The 20,016-nt window shown below is 66.0% G+C and carries 21 protein-coding genes; 16 read left to right on the top strand and 5 right to left on the bottom strand.

The features are described 5' to 3' along the window. Positions 1-84: 84 nt before the first annotated feature. The 5 genes from VDQ28_RS00550 to VDQ28_RS00530 form a co-directional block, all read right to left on the bottom strand. A complete protein-coding gene (locus VDQ28_RS00550; RefSeq protein ID WP_323034170.1) occupies positions 85-564 on the bottom strand; it encodes a bacteriohemerythrin in 480 nt (159 codons plus the stop codon). 86 nt (positions 565-650) lie between these two features. Then, positions 651-878, bottom strand: coding sequence for a hypothetical protein (locus tag VDQ28_RS00545; RefSeq protein ID WP_323034169.1), 228 nt, complete (start codon positions 876-878; stop codon positions 651-653). A 17-nt stretch (positions 879-895) separates the two neighbouring features. After that, the gene (locus VDQ28_RS00540) at positions 896-1,741 is read right to left on the bottom strand and encodes an ATP-binding protein (protein WP_323034168.1); all 846 of its coding nucleotides are present in this window, start codon (positions 1,739-1,741) and stop codon (positions 896-898) included. Then, positions 1,738-3,189: a DDE-type integrase/transposase/recombinase gene (locus tag VDQ28_RS00535; protein WP_323034167.1), complete on the bottom strand. Its 1,452-nt coding sequence runs from the start codon at positions 3,187-3,189 to the stop codon at positions 1,738-1,740. The genes VDQ28_RS00540 and VDQ28_RS00535 overlap by 4 nt, the downstream gene beginning before the upstream one ends. 98 nt (positions 3,190-3,287) lie before the next feature. Next, positions 3,288-3,857: a hypothetical protein gene (locus VDQ28_RS00530; protein WP_323034166.1), complete on the bottom strand. Its 570-nt coding sequence runs from the start codon at positions 3,855-3,857 to the stop codon at positions 3,288-3,290. A 175-nt stretch (positions 3,858-4,032) separates the two neighbouring features. Here VDQ28_RS00530 and VDQ28_RS00525 point away from each other — a divergent pair, with 175 nt between their 5' ends. The 16 genes from VDQ28_RS00525 (at position 4,033) to VDQ28_RS00450 (ending at position 19,983) form a co-directional block, all read left to right on the top strand. Then, complete coding sequence (locus VDQ28_RS00525; RefSeq protein WP_323034165.1) at positions 4,033-4,647, top strand: cupin domain-containing carboxymuconolactone decarboxylase family protein; 615 nt, start codon at positions 4,033-4,035, stop codon at positions 4,645-4,647. A 31-nt stretch (positions 4,648-4,678) separates the two neighbouring features. After that, positions 4,679-5,734: an alpha/beta hydrolase gene (locus tag VDQ28_RS00520; RefSeq protein ID WP_323034164.1), complete on the top strand. Its 1,056-nt coding sequence runs from the start codon at positions 4,679-4,681 to the stop codon at positions 5,732-5,734. A 72-nt stretch (positions 5,735-5,806) separates the two neighbouring features. Continuing rightward, positions 5,807-6,265 carry an aldo/keto reductase gene (locus VDQ28_RS00515; protein ID WP_323034163.1) on the top strand — a complete coding sequence of 153 codons (459 nt, stop codon included), beginning with the start codon at positions 5,807-5,809 and terminating at the stop codon, positions 6,263-6,265. A gap of 510 nt (positions 6,266-6,775) precedes the next feature. Next, the gene (locus VDQ28_RS00510) at positions 6,776-7,513 is read left to right on the top strand and encodes an aldo/keto reductase (protein ID WP_323034162.1); all 738 of its coding nucleotides are present in this window, start codon (positions 6,776-6,778) and stop codon (positions 7,511-7,513) included. Positions 7,514-7,590: 77 nt separating this feature from the next. Continuing rightward, positions 7,591-8,679: an alpha/beta fold hydrolase gene (locus VDQ28_RS00505; protein ID WP_323034161.1), complete on the top strand. Its 1,089-nt coding sequence runs from the start codon at positions 7,591-7,593 to the stop codon at positions 8,677-8,679. A 499-nt stretch (positions 8,680-9,178) separates the two neighbouring features. Further along, complete coding sequence (locus VDQ28_RS00500; RefSeq protein ID WP_323034160.1) at positions 9,179-9,829, top strand: hypothetical protein; 651 nt, start codon at positions 9,179-9,181, stop codon at positions 9,827-9,829. Between the two features lie 65 nt (positions 9,830-9,894). Beyond that, positions 9,895-11,004, top strand: a complete 1,110-nt coding sequence (locus VDQ28_RS00495; protein WP_033955552.1) for a DUF6094 domain-containing protein — start codon at positions 9,895-9,897, stop codon at positions 11,002-11,004. Positions 11,005-11,105: 101 nt separating this feature from the next. Beyond that, complete coding sequence (locus VDQ28_RS00490) at positions 11,106-11,411, top strand: hypothetical protein (RefSeq protein WP_323002058.1); 306 nt, start codon at positions 11,106-11,108, stop codon at positions 11,409-11,411. Positions 11,412-11,510: 99 nt separating this feature from the next. Next, complete coding sequence (locus VDQ28_RS00485) at positions 11,511-13,796, top strand: helicase-related protein (protein WP_323002059.1); 2,286 nt, start codon at positions 11,511-11,513, stop codon at positions 13,794-13,796. 198 nt (positions 13,797-13,994) lie between these two features. After that, positions 13,995-14,564 (top strand): PilL N-terminal domain-containing protein, encoded by a 570-nt coding sequence (locus VDQ28_RS00480; protein ID WP_058149684.1) that lies wholly within the window; start codon positions 13,995-13,997, stop codon positions 14,562-14,564. Beyond that, a complete protein-coding gene (locus VDQ28_RS00475; protein ID WP_323034159.1) occupies positions 14,561-15,208 on the top strand; it encodes a hypothetical protein in 648 nt (215 codons plus the stop codon). Before VDQ28_RS00480 ends, VDQ28_RS00475 begins: the two co-directional genes overlap by 4 nt. A 9-nt stretch (positions 15,209-15,217) precedes the next feature. Beyond that, entirely contained in the window at positions 15,218-15,937 is a 720-nt protein-coding gene (locus VDQ28_RS00470; protein ID WP_219800238.1) for a TIGR03759 family integrating conjugative element protein, read from the top strand. Beyond that, entirely contained in the window at positions 15,922-16,542 is a 621-nt protein-coding gene (locus VDQ28_RS00465; RefSeq protein ID WP_323034158.1) for a lytic transglycosylase domain-containing protein, read from the top strand. The genes VDQ28_RS00470 and VDQ28_RS00465 overlap by 16 nt, the downstream gene beginning before the upstream one ends. Then, entirely contained in the window at positions 16,539-17,072 is a 534-nt protein-coding gene (locus VDQ28_RS00460) for an integrating conjugative element protein (RefSeq protein ID WP_011805427.1), read from the top strand. Before VDQ28_RS00465 ends, VDQ28_RS00460 begins: the two co-directional genes overlap by 4 nt. An 8-nt stretch (positions 17,073-17,080) precedes the next feature. Beyond that, positions 17,081-19,237 carry a type IV conjugative transfer system coupling protein TraD gene (gene traD / locus VDQ28_RS00455; RefSeq protein ID WP_323034157.1) on the top strand — a complete coding sequence of 719 codons (2,157 nt, stop codon included), beginning with the start codon at positions 17,081-17,083 and terminating at the stop codon, positions 19,235-19,237. Continuing rightward, positions 19,234-19,983, top strand: coding sequence for a TIGR03747 family integrating conjugative element membrane protein (locus VDQ28_RS00450; RefSeq protein WP_323034156.1), 750 nt, complete (start codon positions 19,234-19,236; stop codon positions 19,981-19,983). The genes traD and VDQ28_RS00450 overlap by 4 nt, the downstream gene beginning before the upstream one ends. Positions 19,984-20,016 lie beyond the last annotated feature (33 nt).

Here is a 20,016-nt window from a genome sequence, read left to right as displayed (position 1 = left end):
GACGCAAGTCGCGAGCTTTTCCACTCGCCCCACCACCCCATCACCGCCCTACCGTCCCCCAACCGCCCTACCGCCCCCAACCCCCTAGCGCCGAAAAAACCGCTTCAACCACCCGCCCTCTTCCTTCTTCTCCCGCCGCTCATTGGCAATACCGACCATCGTCGCCTTCACCGCGCCCACGTAGTCAGCATCGTCGCGGCGGATGTGGTTCAGCAGCCAGGTGGTCAGCAGCTTGTACAACTCGTCGCCAATCTCGTCGCCCAGGCGGTGGCGTTCGACGTAGTCGCCCACGCGGCGCACAAACAGCTCATGCACGCGCTTGTGCGGCTTGCAATAGGCATAGCCCGCCTCCTCCTGCAGGCTCTCCTCGAACGCAAAGTGCGACATCGTGTAGTCGACCAGCTCATCCAGGGTGTCCCCCACCGCCTGGCGGTCGTGGGCTAGGTTGGCGGCCTCGAGCGCGTTGATGTAATCAACGATGCGGCGATGCTGCTGATCGATGACCTCAATTCCAGTATCGAGCTCTGTGAGTGTGGTCACCCGATTTGATGTCACGATGATCATGTAGCGCGATGGCCTGCAGAGGCAGGCCATCGAATGGAAACGCCGCCCGGTGATGCTCAGGGGCGGCGTTTGCGCTTGAGGGCGGCTCAGAACGGCGGATCGTCCGGGTCGGCCGAGCGGAACAGGTCGGGCTGGACGAAGTCGGGTTGGACGAGGGTCTCGCGCGATCGCTCGTGGTTGTGGCGCTTGATCTGGCCGAGGTAGTGGGCCTCGAAGAACATCACAAAGTCGTGGAGGGCGTACTGCAGCGCGACGACTGCTTCATCGGGCAGTTCGGGCCACGACAGCGGTGCGCTCGGGGAGGGGTTGTGCATGATGGGCTCCTGTGTGCTCAGCGCCGGGCCGATGTACGGCGTGGGGTGATGGTCTCGGGTGGGGCAAAGACTTCGAGGTAGAGCTTCTCGTCGAGCTGAGGCAGATCGCGGTGGGCCGCCACGGCGAGCAATTCGGCCGCCATTGTGGTGAGGATGCGGTAGTTGCCGACCGCGTGATCGCACAGGGTGTGCATGAGGGCGGTGCTCATCAGGCTGGCATTACCGGCTTCGCTCACCAGATGCTGCAGGCAGGCGAGCAACTCCTCCCGACTGGCCGCTTCGGTGGTGAGCCGGGTGCGGATGCGCGAGCCCAGCGGGATGAGCTCTTCGCGGCGCAGCTTCTCGGGCAGGCGCGCGTCGCCGGCGAGCACCACGCACAGCAGCGACTGCGAGTCGAACTTCGCGCTGCCCATCAAGCGCAACTCCGAGAGCACGGCCGGGCTCATCTCCTGGGCCTCATCGATGAGCAGCACCGGGCGGCGCCGGGTCGATTCCAGATGGGCGAACCACACCTCTCGCAAGGCTTTGAAGCCGCCCCAGCGGTTGTGCGGGCGCAGCGGCACGCCAAAGAGGTCGCCCATCTCGCGATAGAAGTCCGCGAGGTTGCTCTGTGGATGCGCGATCGCCCCGACGGTGACATCGGGGATGCGGGCCAGGCGCTCGGCCAGCAGGCGCAGCGCCACGCTTTTGCCCGTGCCCGGGTCGCCGTGGATCATGGCGAAGCCGCCCTCGCCGATCAGCCCCTGCTCGATGCGCCAGCAAAAGTGCTCGAGGCGCGCCGGCACATGGATCGCCTCGGTGGGTACCTCGGTGGTGAAGGGATGCCACTTGAGCCCGTAGAGGGCGAGCAGTTTGGTGTTCATGCGAGGTCCTTGTCGGTAACGAGAGCAGGGAGCGGCAGATAGGCCGGCGGCAGGCCCGTGGCGGCGTAGTCGGCGAGCAGTTGGGTGAGCAGCGGCGCCATGCCCGCAGGCGGTAGCGGCGACAGATCGACCGTGCTCGGTGCGCGCGGTCTGCGCGTGCGCTCGGCGTTGGCGGACTTGTCGAGCGGGGTGATCGGGCACAGCACGGCGCCGGTGTGCGGATCGACGAGATCGACCCGGGTCAGGTCCCAGCGCGCGTAGCGCAGGTGCACCACGGCCAGCGCGTGGTAGCGCGAGGGGATCTCGAAGCGTTGCCCGTGCAGGGTCACGGTGCCGTCGGCGCGCCGCTGGCGCCGTGGCACCTCGATGCGGAACGCGTCGGCGAGCGCCGTGAGTGCGGGACAGTCGCGGCGCACGTTGGGGCCGGCCAGATAGCGTGCGAGCGGCGTGGCACCGATCTCGCTGTGCAGCGTGCGGTGATACTCCTGCTCGACCCAGGCCTGGGTCGCCTGGTTGAGCAGCTCCAGCGTGAGCGCGGGCTCGCCCTCGAGCATGGGCATCAGCCGTCCCTCGACGCGACCCCAGAAGGACTCTTGCTTGGCGTTCTGGTAGGGCGAGTACGGCAGCGTCGTCTGGTGCAGCACCCCCAGGCGGTTCAGGCCTGACACCGTCTCGTCGGCAAGCATGGCCGCGCCGTTGTCGGTCATCAGCGCGCGCGGTAGCCCGCGCTTCATGAAGGCCTGGGAGAGACCATGGACCAGGCTCTGCGCGGTCTCGTCCAGGTACCACTGCAGGTGGCAGACCAGGCGCGAGCGGTCGTCCAGGATGCCCAGCAGGAACGGTTTCTCCCAGGTGCCGGCGCGGGTGAGCACGCGGCGCGCACCGTGGTGGAAGTCCAGGTGCCACAGCGCCGAGACATGATCGAGCTCGAAGCTGCGCACCTCGCGGTGCTCGAGCCGGTCGCGCGCGAGCACCGCGCCCGCGCTCGTGCGCTTCGGGGCCGCCTGGCGGAACATCCCCTGGGCCTTGAGGTAGCGGCGCACGGTCGGGTAGGACGGCACGCTCAGCCCGCTGTCCGTGAGCGCGACGCGCAGATTGTCCACGTGCAGTTGCGCGGTCCAGCCCGGGTGTTCGCGATACTGCTGCACCAGGGCGTCGATGACGCCCGGCGCCAGGCTCGCGAAGCGGCCCCGGGGGCGTGGCCGGTCGCGCAGCGCCGCGATCGGGTCGGCGGCGCTGCGCGCGGCGTAGTACCAGCGCTCGATCGTCGACAGCCCGAAGCGTACGTCCTGGCCGCTGATGGGATGGCGCCAGGTGCGGGCCGCGAGCGTGGCCAGCGCATCGTGCACCTCGCCCGGCGCAGGCGGTGCGGCCAGCAAGGGGCCGATGATCGAGAAGCGCAGCCGCGCCCAGCGATCGCGTTGCGGGGGATCGGTCGGTGTGCTCAAGAGTTTCTCCCGGTTCGGGCGCAACAGGGGGTGGCGCCACTGGGAGTGCAGGCTACGAAGCCTCGGGCTCGGTGGCGATCTGCATCCTCTGCGCGAACTCAACGCCCCTCGGGCAGCGTGGCCGCGCCCACCGTGAGCGGCGCCAGAAAGCGCAGCAAACGGTGCAACGCCTGCCCCCCGTCGCCGCCAAAGCGTGCGAGCAGATCGCCCGGCAGCCCCTGGGCCGACACCGGGGGCATGAAGCGGGCGCACATCGCCTGCCACAGCGGCGTGTGCATGAAGTCCTCACGCCACCACCGTCGCCAGCGCTGCAGGGTGCGCAGCGGAATCTCGAGCGCCTCGCACAGCGTCACCGCCGCTGTGTTCTGCCCGGCATGCCGGGCAGAACACAGCACCACCACCAGGCCCAGATACACGCGCCGGCCCAGGAAACGCACCGACGCCGAGGTCGTGCGTCGGCGACAGCGGCTGCAGCAAAAACTCAGCCGGGACGAGAACGCCTCGCGGATCGCCAGCGTCGGGCAGCCACGGGGCTTGCGGGGATAGTTGGCACGATGGAGCACGCCACCGCAGGAACATCCCCCGCCCTGTGCCTGGGCTGCGAGCTCTTCATCAAGGCGAATCAGAAAGAGGAAAAACGGGCGCGTCTGCAGTTGAACATGGCACACTTGAACGGTCTCTTGGCTTGGTAACCGGAGACTCCCCCGAAGGGTTCGTTTGTTCAAGTTCCCTGAGGGGGATCCCCCCTCCGCCATCACGCTGATTGATCATTCCGCCGGCAAAAGCCATCAGCAGAAGTGACCATGCTCAGCCAACGCCCCATCGCGCGTTACCGGCGGTCAGGTGACCTTCGAACCGGGTGCCCGAACCGCCTGGCACAGCCATCCCTTGGGCCAGACGCTCATCGTCACGGCGGGCACGGGACGCATCAAGTTATGGGGAGGCACCATCCAGGAAATCAGGACGGGAGACGTCGTTTCCATTCCTCCCGCAACCAAACACTGGCATGGCGCTTCTCCCGGCAGTTCGATGACGCATATCGCGATCCAGGAGCAGGCCGATGGCAAGACCGCCGACTGGCACGAGAAAGTCACCGACGAGGAGTATGGCGTCGTCGCCCCTGCGCCATCGACCGCTCCAGACAAGAATTCCCGCGCTCAACAGCTGTTCGGCGAGATCGCGCCGAAGTTTGCCGAGCTGACGGATCAGGTTCTCTACGCGGACGTGTGGGAGCGCGCGGGACTTTCGAAGCGGGACCGGAGCCTGGTCACCGTCAGCGCACTGATTGCGATGAACCGTCCTGATCAACTCCGTTCGCACCTCGGTCTGGCAAGCAAGAACGGCCTGACACGCGAAGAGCTGGTCGAGGCCATCACGCATCTCGCGTTCTACTCAGGCTGGCCGAGCAGCGTAACGGCGGCAACCATCGCCAAAGAAGTTCTCCAGCCGACGAAGTAACCCGAACCCATCTCTTGCACGAGCAATTCACATGAAATCGAAAGTCATCCATTCCGTTCTACTGGCTGCAACCCTTGGTGCGTTATCCGGCGCTTCAACGGCCGCAGACTACAAGCTAAACCCATTCACCCTGGTCTATGAGGGCGCGATTACCGAGAACGTGACAGGCAAGGTCAATATTCGTACGGTGAGGTACAGCCTCAATGGCATCGACATTTCTGCCAACGTCTATACCCCCGCGAACTACGACGCCAGCAAGAAATATCCGACCGTCGTGGTCGCCCACCCCAATGGCGGCGTGAAGGAGCAAGTCGCCGGCTTGTATGCCCAGCGTCTGGCCGAGCAAGGCTACATCACCATCGCTGCAGATGCGGCGTATCAGGGCGCGAGCGGCGGCCAGCCGCGCAATGTGGACAAGCCCGCCTACCGGATCGAAGACATCCACGGCATGGCCGATTTCATCAGCAGGTACGCCGGTGTCGATACTGCGCGCCTTGGATTGCTTGGCATCTGCGGCGGTGGCGGTTACTCCTTGGCTGCGGCGCAGACCGACAAGCGCTTCAAGTCGGTCGCGACGGTGAGCATGTTCAACTCCGGGCGCGTTCGTCGCAATGGCTATGTGGATTCGCAGCTGAACACAATCCAGACACGCATGCAGCAGGCCTCCACTGCCCGTGCCCAGGAAGCGGCCGGCGGAACGGTTCTCTATTCCGGTGACGCCAACCTGAGCGATGAGCAGATCGCCAAGTTGCCGTTCGATCTCTATCGGCAGGGTTACGAGTATTACTGGAACACGCATGCGCACCCCAACTCGACCTTCAAGTACACCACGAGTAGCCTGCTCGACCTGATGCGCTTCGATGCCACCCACCAGGTCGAACTGATCGACCAGCCCTTGCTGATGATCGCCGGCAGCAAGGCCGACAGCCTGTACATGACCGAGGATGCCTTCGCCAAGGCCACCGGCACGAAGGACAAGGAACTGTTCACGATCGAAGGCGCAACGCACATCGAAACCTACTGGAAGCAGCCCTACGTGAATCAGGCGTTGGAGAAGCTGACCCAGTTCTACGGCAAGTCGCTCTGAGGCAAGTCGTGGGGCGTGCGTGTAAGGCGCCCCGCCCCATTTGATGAATTCCATGTAAGGAAGGAGTGAGTAATGACCCACGCCGCATTTGATGAGCAGAGGCGTCGATTCATCAGTACCTCAATGGTGGTCGCGTACGGCGCGGCCGTTGCCGGTTCCGGGCTTGTGGGGAGCGCCCGTGCGCAGGCTGCGGCCGGATCGGCTCCTTCCGCTGGCGGCCCGCTCCTCTCCGGTCAGAGGAACGCCCGGCGCAAGCTCGGTCAGCTGGAGGTTTCCAGTATCGGCCTCGGTGTCCAGAACATGGCCCGCAGCTACCAGACGACGATCCCGGCCCGCCCCGAGATGATCAATATCATCCGCACGGCCTATGAGCGCGGCGTCACCTTTTTCGACACCGCCGAGGCCTATGGTCCGCATGAGTGTGAGCACATTCTCGGCGAAGCCATTACGCCGTTCCGGGACAAGGTCGCGATCACCAGCAAGTTCGGTTTCAACATCGATCTGCAGACCGGCGCGCGGCGCGCGGGGTGAGTACGGTCACTCATCCTGATGGGATTCTTGGGGCTTCTCGATCACGTTCGATGATGGCGGTGAATGTAAGCTCTTGAGTAAACCCAAGATTCACGCTCCGTGATGGACATGCAGAATCCCTTCGTCGAAGTTGATCGAAATTTGGTCATAATCAGTGATGGTTTAGTATAATCAATGACTTATCTAATACCCATCATCAAACCTGAACGCGTTTGCTCGACTTACGTGACCAATTTCACACGCTTTTGGCTGAAATATGCGCCGTGCAAGTGATTTGGCATTGCTTTCGCCGGAAAGGGGTCAAGGGCGCAGGCCAACGGCCTGCGGCGCAGCGCACCCTTGACGCCTTGGAGGCGACACACGCTATCGGCGCCGTGCCAGGCGTAGTAACGCCTGGCACGGCTGCCCCACGGCGAGTGCGGGGTCTTGGGGCAGAGCCCCAAGGTGCTCAAAGTCGGACAACTAATCGCACACCCCTCACTTACCGTGATCATCGGAACCTCAAATCGGGTGACCACACTCACGGGGCTCATCAGCCGTCCAGACCATATCAAGTTGGCCGTCGAAGGCATGCTCAAGCGCCTGCGCACGGACCGGATCGATCTGCTCTACCAGCACCGGGTCGATCCGCAGGTGCCGATCGAGGACGTGGCGGGCGCCATCAAGGATTTGATGGGCCAAGGCAAGGTCCTGCACTGGGGCCTGTCCGAGATGGGGCTGCAGACCTTGCGCCGGGCCCATGCCGAACTGCCCGTGACGGCCGTCCAGAGCGAATACTCGATGTTGTGGCGCGGCCCCGAGAAGGAAGTCCTGCCCTTGTGCCAGGAACAGGGCATCGGTTTCGTGCCGTGGAGCCCACTCGGGGTGGGCTTCCTCACCGGCGCAATTGACGAGATGACCCGCTTCGCCGATGGCGACTTCCGCAAGACCGAGACCCGTTTCTCGCCCGAGACCCGGGCGCATAACCTTGCGCTCGTGCGTCTCGTGAAATCCTGGGCGGAGCGCAAGCAGACGACGCCGGCCCGGATCGCCCTGGCCTGGCTGCTGGCGCAGAAGCCCTGGATCGTACCCATCACCGGTACCACCCAGATGGCCCACCTGCTCGACAACATCGACGCGACGGAAGTCATCTTCAGTGTCGACGAACTTGAAGCACTGAATGCGGCGTTGGCGGGGATCGCGATCCTGGGCGAACGGCTGCCGCCGGCAGTGGCCGTGCTCAGTGGCGTCGAGGCACCCTTGAAGTGACGCCGCCGAGATTGGGTACGTCGCGCGCTGACTTTGCGCGTCGATCAAAAAGACGGGACGAAAGGAACACCACGAACATGAGCATCAAACGCCATAGTCTTCGACTACTCGCCACGCTGGTATTCGCTGCGCTTTCGACATCCCCGATGACCTACGCCGCACCAGGCGATGCGACAAAGCCCCTGATGATTCAGGAGCAGGGCAGCTTTGCCGTGGGTGGCACGGTCATTCAAAGCCCCGGTACGTTCGACACGGCCAATCCCGCCTCCGGCGGGCAGACGCTGCACGGCGACCACGCCCGCGTCTTCTACCAAGTGCCGGTGAATGCCAGGAAACTGCCGCTGGTGATGTGGCATGGCTTCGGACAGTTCTCCAAGACCTGGGAGACGACGGCCGATGGCCGCGAGGGCTACCAGACGCTCTTTCTGCGGCGGCAATTCGCGACGTACCTGATCGATCAGCCGCGTCGCGGCGCAGCGGGGCGCGGTACCGTTGGCGGAACAGTCACCGCCACGCCGGATGAACAACGCTGGTTCAACACCTTCCGGGTCGGCGTCTGGCCCGACTATTTTCCCGGCGTGCAGTTCTCTCGTTCCAAGGACGCACTCGAACAGTACTTCCGCGCCATGACCCCGGATACCGGACCGATCGACGTCAAGGTGAACAGCGACGCGGTTTCAGCTCTGTTCGACAGGATCGGCCCAGGAATCCTCGTCACGCACTCGCATAGCGGCGGCATGGGCTGGCTGACCGCGATGAAGAATCCCCGTGTCCGCGCCATCGTGTCCTACGAACCGGGCAGCGGCTTTGTCTTTCCTGAAGGCGAGGTGCCACCTGCCATGGCGAGTTCTGCTGGGGCGCTGGAGTCCGTCGGTATCCCGCAATCCGAGTTCATGAAACTCACCAAGATCCCGATCATCATCTACTACGGCGACTTCATTCCGAAGGAACCAATGACCAATCCGGGCCAGGACGGCTGGCGTGTGCGCCTAGCCATGGCGAAACGCTGGGCTGAAACCATCAACCGCCATGGCGGCGATGCAAAGGTCGTGCATCTGCCGGAGATCGGCATTCTCGGAAACACGCACTTCCCGTTTTCCGACCTCAACAACGTGCAGATCGCGGACCTGATGTCAAAATTCCTGGCCGACAAACATCTGGATTGATCGTTGCTTTAGTTGGCAGACTGTTCGATCGTCCGCTGACGAACGCCTTATCCTGAGGCATGCGCGATACGCGCTGGGCAGATATCAGAGCGAACCGGCCCTTTGACGGGCAGCAACTTTGAGAAGCTGAGCTTTCGCTTGTGGCCGAAGTCTGCATTTGACCCGCCCGGGTTGCCGAACCGCGCTACAGCGAACTGGAGCGAAGGTACTGCTAGCCAGCGCCCTCCTCAGGGTATCGGGGCCAAGCAGGCAAACAAGGGCACACGGCAAAGCGGTTTTTTCTGCTACGGCCCATTGATCACCTGAAGCAATCTGCCCCCATGTCCGTCGGCGATGCCGACAACATGCCCAGGTAGCCAAGACCCTCAAGGCTACGGTGCGTTGCGACGCACAGGTCTCTTTCTCTTTGCCAAGCCGTTCCCGGCACCTTCTTCCACCCATTGGGGCAGCGACTGCCCCGGCGGGCCGTGCTGTCTCCGATTCCTTCGAGGACAACACCATGCCTGCTACCCATTCTTCCAAAACGCTGTACCGCATCGACGAATGCCCCGACCTCATGGCCGACGGTTGCGTCGGTGACGAGCAGGGCAATTTCGTCTTTCTCTCGATCTGGGCGCGCGACACCGCCGTTCAGGAGTTCCTCGCCCGCCTGACCCTCGGCCGGGATGAACAGGGACTGGATCAGTTCCACGTCATCACCGAGCAGGGCGCATCCATCCCGGTCTTCGTCGGCAACGTCGAGAACCTGGAAAAGCGCATCACCCGTGCCTATCGGCGAACGCTGTTCGGTTCGCTGACGAATGTGTGGCTGTTCGATCGTCGCTGCGTGAAGCCAGACAAGGCCAACGCCAGCGCGCTGGCGCTTCTGCCCAGGGATTCCGCTCACCGGCTCGACCGGCTGTGGACGCTGGTGCAGGACACCTGCCCGCTGCCACTGCTCGACCACTGGCGCGACACCGTGCTGGAGCTGTTGCAGACACGGCGGATGCTGACCGGTCTTCCCTTGGCCCTCGGGCCGCTGGAAGGCCATCGGCTGGCCCTCGATGTCCCGGCGCTGACGAAGGCGCTGGGCGAGCTGATCCGCAACGGCACCCTCGGTGCCACGCAGTACGAACTGGCCGCGAACGCACCGCTTCGGCGTGTGGCGTGAGCCATCCCCACGGGCATGCGCGCCGCGCGTGCCCGCCTTCCCTCATCCATCATCAGGAGAAATCCATGGCACTCATGTTTCCGCGCCTGGCGCGCAATTTCATCCGTAACGGCTACTTCCCCACCGACGAGCCGACGCTGGAGCGGGCCTTGTCCGCATTGGCGCCGTCTCCCGGCTCCATGTCCATCCTCGATCCCTGCGCCGGCGAAGGCGTGGCGATTGCCGAAGCCGCCCACGCCCTCGGGCGCGAGCAGGTCCAGGCCTTCGTCGTCGAGTACGACGCCGAGCGTGCCCGCCACGCACGGCAACTGGTCGATCGCTGCATCCACGGTGACCTGATGGACACGCTGATCTCGCGCCAGTCATTCGGGCTGCTGTGGCTGAACCCGCCGTATGGCGACCTGAGCAAGGACGTGAACGGCAACATCGGCTATCAAGGCCAGGGCCGTGCGCGGCTGGAAAAGCTGTTCTATCAGCGCGCGCTGCCGCTGCTGCAGTACGGTGGCGTGCTGATCTTCATCGTGCCGCACTACGTGCTCGACGCCGAGCTGGTCGGATGGCTGACGCGCCACTTCGCCGACCTGCGCATCTACCGTGCGGTGGAAACGCAGTTCAAGCAGGTGGTGATTTTCGGTCGCAGGATTCGTCAACGCGACCAGGCGTCGGAGTCGGTCAAAGCCGTGCGCGGTCTGCTGCTGCAGATCGGACAGGGCGACGCCGAAGCCGAGGAGCTGCCGCTCGAATGGCCGTTCCTGCCGTACACCGTCCCTGCCAGCCCGGCCGAGCCGGAGCACTTCTATCGCGTGACGATGGAGCCCGAGCAGTTCGCCGATGAAGTCGGCCGGCTGCAAGGACTCTGGCCGGCGCTCGATACGCACCTGGGGGCCGCGCAGCAGTCGCTGCGTCCGCCCGCGCGGGCCTTGTCGCACTGGCATCTCGCCCTGGCCCTGGCCGCGGGCGCGATTTCCGGCGTAGTGACGTCCAAGACCGGGCGCGTGCTGGTAGTCAAAGGTGACACCCACAAGGAGAAGACGCTCCAGACGGAATACACCGAACGCGACGACGGCTCCGTGGCCGAGACGCGCATCCTCACCGACAAGTTCGTGCCGGTCATTCGTGCATGGGACTTGACGCTGGGCTCGCCCACGTGGGGCGAAGTGCTGACCATCCGCTGATCGCTGTTCCCTGACGGTTCACCGTCGCTTTCATCCACCCACCGGGGTCACGTTGCCCCGATGGGGTGCCGTGGCCCCATCTTCCAGAAGGAGATACCACCATGGCACTCGCAGTCCTCAACCTCGCGTCCCAAGCACGCTTTTCGCCCGGGCAGGTGGTCATGACCTCCGGCGTCGACGGGCTGGTCCGACAAGGCCGGCTCAACCCCACGCCGTACCTGCGCCGCCATCTTCATGGCGAATGGGGCGACCTGAGCGACAGCGATCGGCGGCAGAACGACGCCGCGCTGAAGTCCGGCGAGGATCGTCTGTTCTCGTCCTACCAGGTCACGCGCGACCTGAAGCTCTGGATCATCACCGAATGGGATCGCAGCGTCACGACGCTGCTGCTGCCCAGCGAATACTGATCCGCATCCAGCGGTCTCGCGCCGCTTCATTCTTCCCACCCCGGGGCATGTCACCGCCCCGTGGGGGAGGTGCATGCCCCATTTCTTTGGAGCATCACCATGTCCATCGTTCTCGAAACCGTTCCCTCTACCGCTGATGACGCGCCTGTGCAGGGCGACCTGCTCGAAGCGGCCGCTTCACCCCTCACGCTCAGCCTGCAGGACTTCGTATCGGAGTTCGGCGACGAACTGCTCGATTCGCTCAACCGCGCCAATCCTCCGGTCTACACCGGCCAGGTGCGGGTGCATCGGCAACTGATCCTCGCCGCGCTCAAGCGCAAGCTGTTCCCGGCGCAAGCCGATGTGGTCCATGCCGTCACCGAGCTGTTGGTCGATCGTGGCGAACGCGCCGCGATCGTCAATGGCGAGATGGGCTGCGGCAAGACGACGGTGGGTATTGCCACCGCCGCCGTACTCAATGCCGAAGGCTACCGCCGTACCTTGGTTCTGTCTCCGCCGCACCTGGTCTACAAGTGGCGGCGCGAAATCCAGGAGACGGTGGCCGGCGCCAAGGTCTGGGTGCTCAATGGCCCGGACACGCTGGTCAAGCTGCTGAAACTGCGCGAGCAGTTGGGCGTGCCGGCGCAGGGCCAGGAGTTCTTCGTCCTGGGCCGCGTGCGGATGCGGATGGGGTTCCACTGGAAACCTGTCTTCGTTCGCCGGCGCACGCCTCACGGCGACGTGGGGGCCTGCCCAGATTGCGGGCATGTCATCACCGACCTCGACGGCGAGCCGATCAACCCGGTCGAACTCGAAGCCGAGGAGTCCCGCCGCAAGTGCAGCCACTGCCGTGCACCGCTGTGGTCGTTGATCCGTCCGAGAGGCCTGTCCGCCAGCGACCAGTCCTCGACCGTGCTCGCGGCACTGAAGCGTATTCCAACCATCGGGGAAGTCACCGCGCAGAAGCTGATGCAAAAGTTCGGTGACGCCTTCCTCGCGTCGATGCTCGGGGACAACATCCACGAGTTCATCAACCTGATGGATGGCAACGGCGAGCTGGTCTTCTCGGACCGGCAAGCCCATCGCATGGAACGTGCGATGGCCAACATGGAGTTCGGCTTCGGCGAGGGCGGCTACCAGCCGTCCGAGTTCATCAAGAGGCAGCTTCCCCAAGGCACGTTCGACCTGCTCATCGCCGACGAGGCGCACGAGTACAAGAACGGCGGCTCCGCTCAGGGCCAGGCCATGGGGGTGTTGGCGGCCAAGGCGCGCAAGACGCTGCTGCTCACCGGCACACTGATGGGCGGCTACGGCGACGACCTGTTCCACCTGCTGTTCCGAGCCCTGCCGGGGCGGATGATCGAAGATGGCTACCGGCCGACGAAGAGCGGCAGCATGACGTCGGCCGCGATGGCGTTCATGCGCGATCACGGGGTGCTCAAGGACATCTATTCCGAGAGCACCGGCACGGCGCACAAGACAGCCAAGGGCACCAAGGTATCGGTGCGCACGGTCAAGGCGCCGGGTTTCGGTCCCAAGGGCGTGCTGCGTTGCGTCCTGCCGTTCACGGTCTTCCTCAAGTTGAAGGACATCGGCGGAAATGTGCTGCCGCCCTACGACGAGGAGTTCCGCGAAGTCGCGATGGACACGGCGCAAGCTGCGGCCTATCGCGATCTGGCGGGTCGCCTGACCCAGGAGCTGAAGCAGGCCCTGGCGAAGCGCGACACGACGCTGCTCGGTGTGGTCCTCAACGTGCTGCTGGCCTGGCCGGACTGCTGCTTCCGGTCGGAGACGGTGGTGCATCCACGCACCCGCCATACCCTGGCGTTCGTGCCGGCTCAGTTCAACGAGCTGGAGGTGATGCCCAAGGAACGCGAGCTGATCGAGATCTGCCGGCAGGAGAAGGCAGAAGGTCGCAAGACCCTGGTTTATTCAGTCTATACCGGCACGCGCGACACCACGTCGCGTCTGAAGGTGCTGCTGGAGCAGGAAGGCTTCAAGGTGGCGGTGCTGCGCGCGAGCGTGGATGCCTCCCGCCGGGAAGATTGGATCGCCGAGCAGTTGGACCGCGGCATCGACGTGCTCATCACCAATCCCGAGCTGGTGAAAACCGGCCTGGACTTGCTGGAGTTCCCGACCATCGTGTTCCTCCAGTCCGGCTACAACGTGTATTCGTTGCAGCAGGCCGCCCGGCGCTCATGGCGCATCGGCCAGAAGCAGCCGGTGCGCGTGATCTACCTGGGCTACGCCAACTCCTCGCAGATGACCTGCCTGGGGTTGATGGCCAAGAAGATCATGGTGTCGCAGAGCACGTCGGGAGACGTACCCGAGTCGGGCCTGGATGTTCTGAACCAGGATGGTGATTCCGTCGAGGTCGCCCTGGCCCGACAGCTTGTCACGGTCTGATCCATGTGCCCATGCCGGTGGCCCCTCGGGGTCGCCGGCTTCTTTCCACGGCCCTTCGGGGCCGTTTTTCTTGGGCGTATGGCAGTCCATGGCGCCGCCCCGCCATGTATTCGGGCGGGCGCCAGTGCGTTTTGTTTGCTGCCCGCAGGCCAAGCGGCGGCGATGGTGAGCGCTCCGTGTTCCAGGGAAGCGCCCTCCATGCAACCATCCATCCGCGCTGTTCACCGCCTGGCCCTCGTCACTGGCTTGCTGGCCGGCAGCCTGTTGGCCGCCGGCTGCGCCACGACCGCTGCGCCGTCTGCGCCAGCGGTGCCGGCCGCATCGCCAACCGCCGTCGCGCCGGAGCCGGGTTTCGTTCCGGTGGCCCGCTACGGCCGCTACACCCTGGTCGAGCTGGTGCCGGAACCTGCGCAGCGTGATCTCTTGCAGCAGGCGGTGGAGGTCTCGATTCCGCCCATGCTCGATGCCAGCGTGGGCGATGCCATGCGCCATGTGTTGCTGCGCTCGGGCTACCGGCTCTGCGATGCGGCCGAGGCCGCTACGCTCTACGCGCTGCCGCTGCCTGCCGCGCACCTGCGCCTGGGCCCGCTGATGCTGCGCGATGCCTTGCTGACCCTTGCCGGCCCCGCCTGGGAGCTGTCGGTCGATGACTTGACCCGCCAGGTCTGCTTCAGCCGGCACGGTGCTCCCACCTTCCTTTCCGCCAACCCGCCCGGCACCGCCACGCCCGTGCCGGACGCCGACCGGCCCGAGGAGCTGCAGCCATGACCTTTCCCCAGGCGCCATCCGAGCGCAATTCCCGCACGCGCTGGCTCAAGATCGCCGCGGCCTTCTGGCTGCTGCTCATCAGTGCCGTGGCACTCATCAACAGCGTCGGCCTGTCTCGGCTCGCCGAACAGACCCAGAGCAGCGCACAGGATGCGCAGGTCAAGGCGCTGGGCCTGCGCGTGGCCGATCTCGAACACCAGGCCAATGCGGACAAGCGCCGGCCGGTGCCGATCAGCCAGGCCGAATTCGCCAACGCGCGGCAGGCGCTGGACGAACGGATGACGCGCCTCGAAGAGGCCGATGAGGCGAGGGCCTTGGCCGTCAACCTGCAGACGCTGCTGGCGCGCGTGAACGCAATCGAAACCCGCCTGGAGAAAACCCGGCAGGTGGCATCCGCCGCTCGCCCGCACACTCCGGTTGCGACGAAGCCCAAGGTGCCGGAGCCGCCGTTCCGGGTGCTCGGCGTGGAGCTGCGGGGAGGCGAGCGCTTTCTGTCGATCACCTCTACCGCCGCGGCCTCGCTCGCGGGCGCCCGGCTGCTGCGCGAGGGCGATGCCGAGGGCGGCTGGCAACTGCAGTCCATCGAGGCGCAGGCGGGCGTGTTCCAGGTGAACGGCCAGACGCAGCGCGTTGCGGTGCCGTAGGAGGTCGCCATGAACCTGCGGCCGTTGCTCGCTGCCATCGTCCTGTTCGCCGCTTTCGGCGCATCCGCCCAGCCGGCCCCGGTGACGAACTCGCGCATGGTGCCCGCCCAGGTGCAGCCGGGCGCCGATGCCGCGCTCGACGAGAGGCGGGCGCGGGAGTGGGGGCTTCAGCCCGAGGAGTGGGCGCGTTACCGGCAGCTGATGCAGGGGCCGCTCGGGGTCTATTCGCCCCAGCTCGATCCGCTCACGGCGCTGGGTATCGAGGCCCGCAGCGAGGAGGAGCGCAGGCGCTACGCGGAGTTGCAGGTGCAGGCCGAGGCCCGGCGCGTCGGCAAGGCGCTGGCCTACCAGCGCGCCTACGACGCGGCGTGGCAGCGCCTGTTTCCCGGCCAGCCGCGCGTGAGCCTGCCCGGCGCCAAGGCGCAGGGTGCCGGCAACACCGGCTCCGGGCGCCTGGCAGTTTTCGTCAAGGCCGACTGCGCACCGTGCGCGCAGCGCGTGCAGCAGTTGCAGGCGGCCGGCACGGCCTTCGATCTCTACATGGTCGGCAGCCGTCAGGACGACGCGCGCATCCGGCAGTGGGCCACCCAGGCGGGCATCGACCCGGCCAGGGTGCGCGCCCGCACCATCACGCTCAACCACGATGCCGGGCGCTGGCTGTCGCTGGGCCTGCCCGGCGAGCTGCCAGCCGTGGTGCGCGAGGTGAACGGCCAATGGCAGCGGCAATAGGTGCTCCGGGCCGGGAGCGTCGGCCGTCCCGCATCGCCATCCGCTGCGCCAGCGCCATGCTGCTGCTCACCACCGGCGGCTGGGCATTGGCCGCCCTGGCGCGGGAAGTGCCGCCGCCGGCCTATCAACTGGCGGCGCACCGTGCAGACGTGCCGGCGGCGGTGCTGTACGCGGTGGCCTTGCAGGAGAGCAGCGCCATGCTGCGCGGGCGCCTGATCCCCTGGCCGTGGACGCTCAACGTCGCCGGCTCGCCACAGCGCTATGCCACCCGCGCCGAGGCCTGCGCGGGGCTGCACCGTGCCCTCGCTCACACGCCGGCCAATCGCATCGACGCCGGCCTCGGCCAGGTCAATCTCGGCTACCACGCGCATCGCTACACGCAGCCCTGCGAGCTGCTGGACCCGTACCGCAACCTCGCCATCGCTGCGGAAATCCTGCGCGAACAGCACACGCCGGGCGAGGACTGGCTGCTTGCCATCGGCCGCTACCACCGGCCCGCCGGCGGGGCACCCGCGGCGCGCTACCGGCGCAGTGTGCATCGGCACCTGACCCGCGTGCTCAACCCCGACGTTCCCGTTCCAACCCTCCAGGCCACCACGCCATGAACCACATCGTCCTCATCGCCACCATCGGGCTGCTGCCCACGACCACCGTCTTCGCGCAGACCGCCTCTGCGCCGTTGATCGTCGTCGAAGACCGCGGCGGCGACTCCGCGCTGCCGTACTACCAGTCGCTGAATCCTCAGCCGGATCAGGCCACACCGCCGGCCCCGATGCCGGCCCCTCGCGTGGGCAATGCGGCCGACGCCGAAGCCGCCATGCTGCCGGTGCGCTCGACGCAACTGTCGCCGGGCGAGGTGCAGCGCCGCGTGAACCGGGCGCCGGGCCTGACGGCGCTGTTCCTGATCGGCGACGACGAGCGTTCGCGCGCCTGGCTGCGGCAGCGGCAGACCGCGCTGCGCGAGCTGCAGGCCGTGGGCCTGGTGGTCAACGTGGAGTCGATGGCCGCGCTGACGGCGCTGCGCAGCCTGGCTCCCGGCCTGAGCCTCTCGCCGGCCTCCGGCGACGACCTGGCCCAGCGCCTGGGCCTGCGCCACTACCCGGTGCTCATCACGTCCACCGGCGTCGAGCAGTAGGTGCGCAAATGGCCCAACCGCATGCGGTCGAGGTTCTGCTGCGGCCAGCGGTGGAGCTTCATACCGTGGCGGTCTGCACCGGCGCCGCGATTCTGTGCCTGGTGGCACCGTGGTCGCTCGCGCTGAACCCGCTGCTCGGCCTGGGCTCGGCACTGGCCTTCCTGATCTTCGGCGCGATTCGCCTGCGCGATGCCTGGGCGATCCTGCGCTATCGCCGCAACATCCGCCGCCTGCCGCGCTACGTGATGACCAGCCGCGACGTGCCGGTGAGCCAACAGCGGCTGTTCGTCGGCCGAGGCTTTCGCTGGGAGCAGCGGCACACGCACCGGCTGATGCAGACCTACCGGCCGGGGTTCCGCCGCTATGTCGAGCCGACGGCGATCTACCGGGCCGCCCGGCGGCTGGAGGAGCGGCTTGAGTTCGCGCCGTTTCCCGTCTCGACACTGGCGCGCGCGCTGGCCTGGGACAGCCCGCTCAACCCGGCACGGCCGCTGCCGCCGGTCGGCGGACTGCCGCGCCTGCATGGCATCGAGCCGCACGAGGCCGACGTCACCCTGCCGCTGGGCGAGCGCGTCGGCCACACCCTGGTGCTGGGCACCACGCGCGTGGGCAAGACGCGGCTGGCCGAGCTGTTCATCACCCAGGACATCCGCCGCAAGGTCCGCGGCGAGCACGAGGTGGTGATCGTCTTCGACCCCAAGGGCGATGCGGACCTGTTGAAGCGCATGTACGTCGAGGCCAAGCGCGCCGGGCGCGAAGGCGAGTTCTACGTGTTCCATCTGGGCTGGCCGGACATCTCGGCGCGCTACAACGCCGTCGGCCGGTTCGGGCGGATCTCCGAGGTGGCCACGCGCATCGCCGGACAGCTCTCGGGGGAAGGCAACAGCGCGGCGTTCCGCGAGTTCGCCTGGCGCTTCGTCAACATCATCGCGCGCGCCCTGGTCGAGCTGGGGCAGCGTCCGGACTACCTGCTGATCCAGCGCCACGTCATCAACATCGACGCGCTGTTCATCGAGTACGCCCAGCACTACTTCGCCAAGAACGAGCCGAAGGCCTGGGAGGTCATCGTCCAGCTCGAAGGCAAGCTCAACGAGAAGAACATCCCGCGCAACATGATCGGGCGCGAGAAGCGCGTGGTGGCCCTCGAACAGTACCTGTCCCAGGTGCGCATCTATGACCCGGTGCTCGACGGCCTGCGCAGCGCCGTGCGCTACGACCGGACGTACTTCGACAAGATCGTCGCTTCGCTGCTGCCGCTGCTGGAGAAGCTCACCACCGGCAAGATCGCGCAACTGCTCGCACCGAACTATTCCGACCTGTCCGACCCGCGGCCGATCTTCGACTGGATGCAGGTCATCCGCAAACGCGCGGTGGTCTACGTGGGGCTGGATGCGCTGTCCGACGCCGAAGTCGCGGCGGCGGTGGGCAACTCGATGTTCAGCGATCTGGTCTCGGTCGCCGGCCACATCTACAAGTTCGGCATCGACGACGGGCTACCCGGCGCAGCCGTGGGCGCCAAGATTCCGATCAACGTCCACGCCGACGAATTCAATGAACTCATGGGCGACGAGTTCATTCCGATGGTCAACAAGGGCGGCGGTGCCGGCGTGCAGGTGACGGCCTACACGCAGACCTTGAGCGACATCGAGGCGCGCATCGGCAACCGTGCCAAGGCCGGCCAGGTGGTCGGCAACTTCAACAACCTGTTCATGCTGCGCGTGCGCGAGACCGCCACCGCCGAGCTGCTGACGCGACAACTGCCCAAGGTCAACGTGTACGCCACGGCACTGATGAGCGGCGCCACCGACAGCTCCGACCCGCACGGCAATACCGCCTTCACGTCCAACACCCAGGACCGCATCAGCAGCAACAGCGTGCCGTTGATCGAGCCGGCGCATGTGGTGGCGCTGCCCAAGGGGCAGTGCTTCGCGCTGATCGAGGGCGGCAACCTCTGGAAAGTCCGCATGCCGCTGCCGGAACCCGACCCCGACGAAGCCATGCCGAAGGATCTGCAGGAGCTGGCCGGCTACATGCGACAGCACTACGTCGAGGCAGGAGACTGGTGGGAGAACCAAGGCATTCCCGGCCTGCAAGACAAGGCGCTGCCCGACGACCTGCTGGACGACTTCAAGCAGATGGCCGCCGCTGAAGAGGCCGAACCATGAGCGATCCGGCCGTCGCGGCCCAGCGCCAGCAGCAACGACAGCAGGGGTTGATCGCCAGCCTGGTCACGCTGCCGTTCCGCTTCTTCGGCGTGCTGTGCGGCGCGCTGCTGCTGTGCATCCTGATCGAATGTGTCGGCATGCACTTCTTCTGGCCCGATCAGGGCTGGCGCCACGCGCAGGGCATGCTGCACTACGAGCTGGATCAGCTCTCCACGCATTTCACGCGCAGCGCGCTGGTGCAGGAGCCGGGGCGCACCGCGCACCGGCTGGTCGAGCAAGGCTACGACTGGTTGTTCGTGAAGAGCGGTCTGCTGGACTGGATACGCGACGCCGCGGCGCAGGCCAGCGCCGGCAGCCATCGCCCGACCAAGGATTTCCGCTACTACATCGGCTTGGTCTACGTGAACGTGGAGAGCTACCTGATCGCGTCGGCCTACACGACGCTGGTCTTCCTCGTGCGGCTGCTGGTGCTTTGCCTGACCCTGCCGCTGTTCCTGATGGCCGCCTTCGTCGGGCTGGTGGACGGCCTGGTGCGCCGGGACATCCGCCGCTTCGGCGCGGGACGCGAATCGGGGTTCATCTATCACCGCGCCAGGGCCGCGCTGATGCCGCTGGCCGTGCTGCCGTGGGTAATCTACCTCGCATTGCCGGTCAGCGTGAATCCGCTGCTGATCCTGCTGCCCAGCGCCGCACTGCTCGGCGTGGCGGTGTGCATTGCGGCGGCGACGTTCAAGAAGTACCTGTAAGACGGTCAATCACCTTCGTGGAACGTCTCCGAT

Source organism: Pararhodobacter sp. (assembly GCF_034676545.1).
GTDB lineage: Bacteria > Pseudomonadota > Alphaproteobacteria > Rhodobacterales > Rhodobacteraceae > Pararhodobacter.
Note: the sequence above shows the minus strand (reverse complement) of the source record. Positions and strands in the feature narration are given on the sequence as shown.

Excerpts from the sequence above, each read along its gene's own strand:
- VDQ28_RS00550 (WP_323034170.1), bottom strand. The coding sequence starts at position 564 with ATGATCATCGTGACATCAAATCGGGTGACCACACTCACAGAGCTCGAT.
- VDQ28_RS00545 (WP_323034169.1), bottom strand. The coding sequence starts at position 878 with ATGCACAACCCCTCCCCGAGCGCACCGCTGTCGTGGCCCGAACTGCCC.
- VDQ28_RS00540 (WP_323034168.1), bottom strand. The coding sequence starts at position 1,741 with ATGAACACCAAACTGCTCGCCCTCTACGGGCTCAAGTGGCATCCCTTC.
- VDQ28_RS00520 (WP_323034164.1), top strand. The coding sequence starts at position 4,679 with ATGAAATCGAAAGTCATCCATTCCGTTCTACTGGCTGCAACCCTTGGT.
- VDQ28_RS00515 (WP_323034163.1), top strand. The coding sequence starts at position 5,807 with ATGACCCACGCCGCATTTGATGAGCAGAGGCGTCGATTCATCAGTACC.
- VDQ28_RS00505 (WP_323034161.1), top strand. The coding sequence starts at position 7,591 with ATGAGCATCAAACGCCATAGTCTTCGACTACTCGCCACGCTGGTATTC.
- VDQ28_RS00500 (WP_323034160.1), top strand. The coding sequence starts at position 9,179 with ATGCCTGCTACCCATTCTTCCAAAACGCTGTACCGCATCGACGAATGC.
- VDQ28_RS00495 (WP_033955552.1), top strand. The coding sequence starts at position 9,895 with ATGGCACTCATGTTTCCGCGCCTGGCGCGCAATTTCATCCGTAACGGC.
- VDQ28_RS00490 (WP_323002058.1), top strand. The coding sequence starts at position 11,106 with ATGGCACTCGCAGTCCTCAACCTCGCGTCCCAAGCACGCTTTTCGCCC.
- VDQ28_RS00485 (WP_323002059.1), top strand. The coding sequence starts at position 11,511 with ATGTCCATCGTTCTCGAAACCGTTCCCTCTACCGCTGATGACGCGCCT.
- VDQ28_RS00480 (WP_058149684.1), top strand. The coding sequence starts at position 13,995 with ATGCAACCATCCATCCGCGCTGTTCACCGCCTGGCCCTCGTCACTGGC.
- VDQ28_RS00475 (WP_323034159.1), top strand. The coding sequence starts at position 14,561 with ATGACCTTTCCCCAGGCGCCATCCGAGCGCAATTCCCGCACGCGCTGG.
- VDQ28_RS00470 (WP_219800238.1), top strand. The coding sequence starts at position 15,218 with ATGAACCTGCGGCCGTTGCTCGCTGCCATCGTCCTGTTCGCCGCTTTC.
- VDQ28_RS00465 (WP_323034158.1), top strand. The coding sequence starts at position 15,922 with ATGGCAGCGGCAATAGGTGCTCCGGGCCGGGAGCGTCGGCCGTCCCGC.
- VDQ28_RS00460 (WP_011805427.1), top strand. The coding sequence starts at position 16,539 with ATGAACCACATCGTCCTCATCGCCACCATCGGGCTGCTGCCCACGACC.
- traD (WP_323034157.1), top strand. The coding sequence starts at position 17,081 with ATGGCCCAACCGCATGCGGTCGAGGTTCTGCTGCGGCCAGCGGTGGAG.
- VDQ28_RS00450 (WP_323034156.1), top strand. The coding sequence starts at position 19,234 with ATGAGCGATCCGGCCGTCGCGGCCCAGCGCCAGCAGCAACGACAGCAG.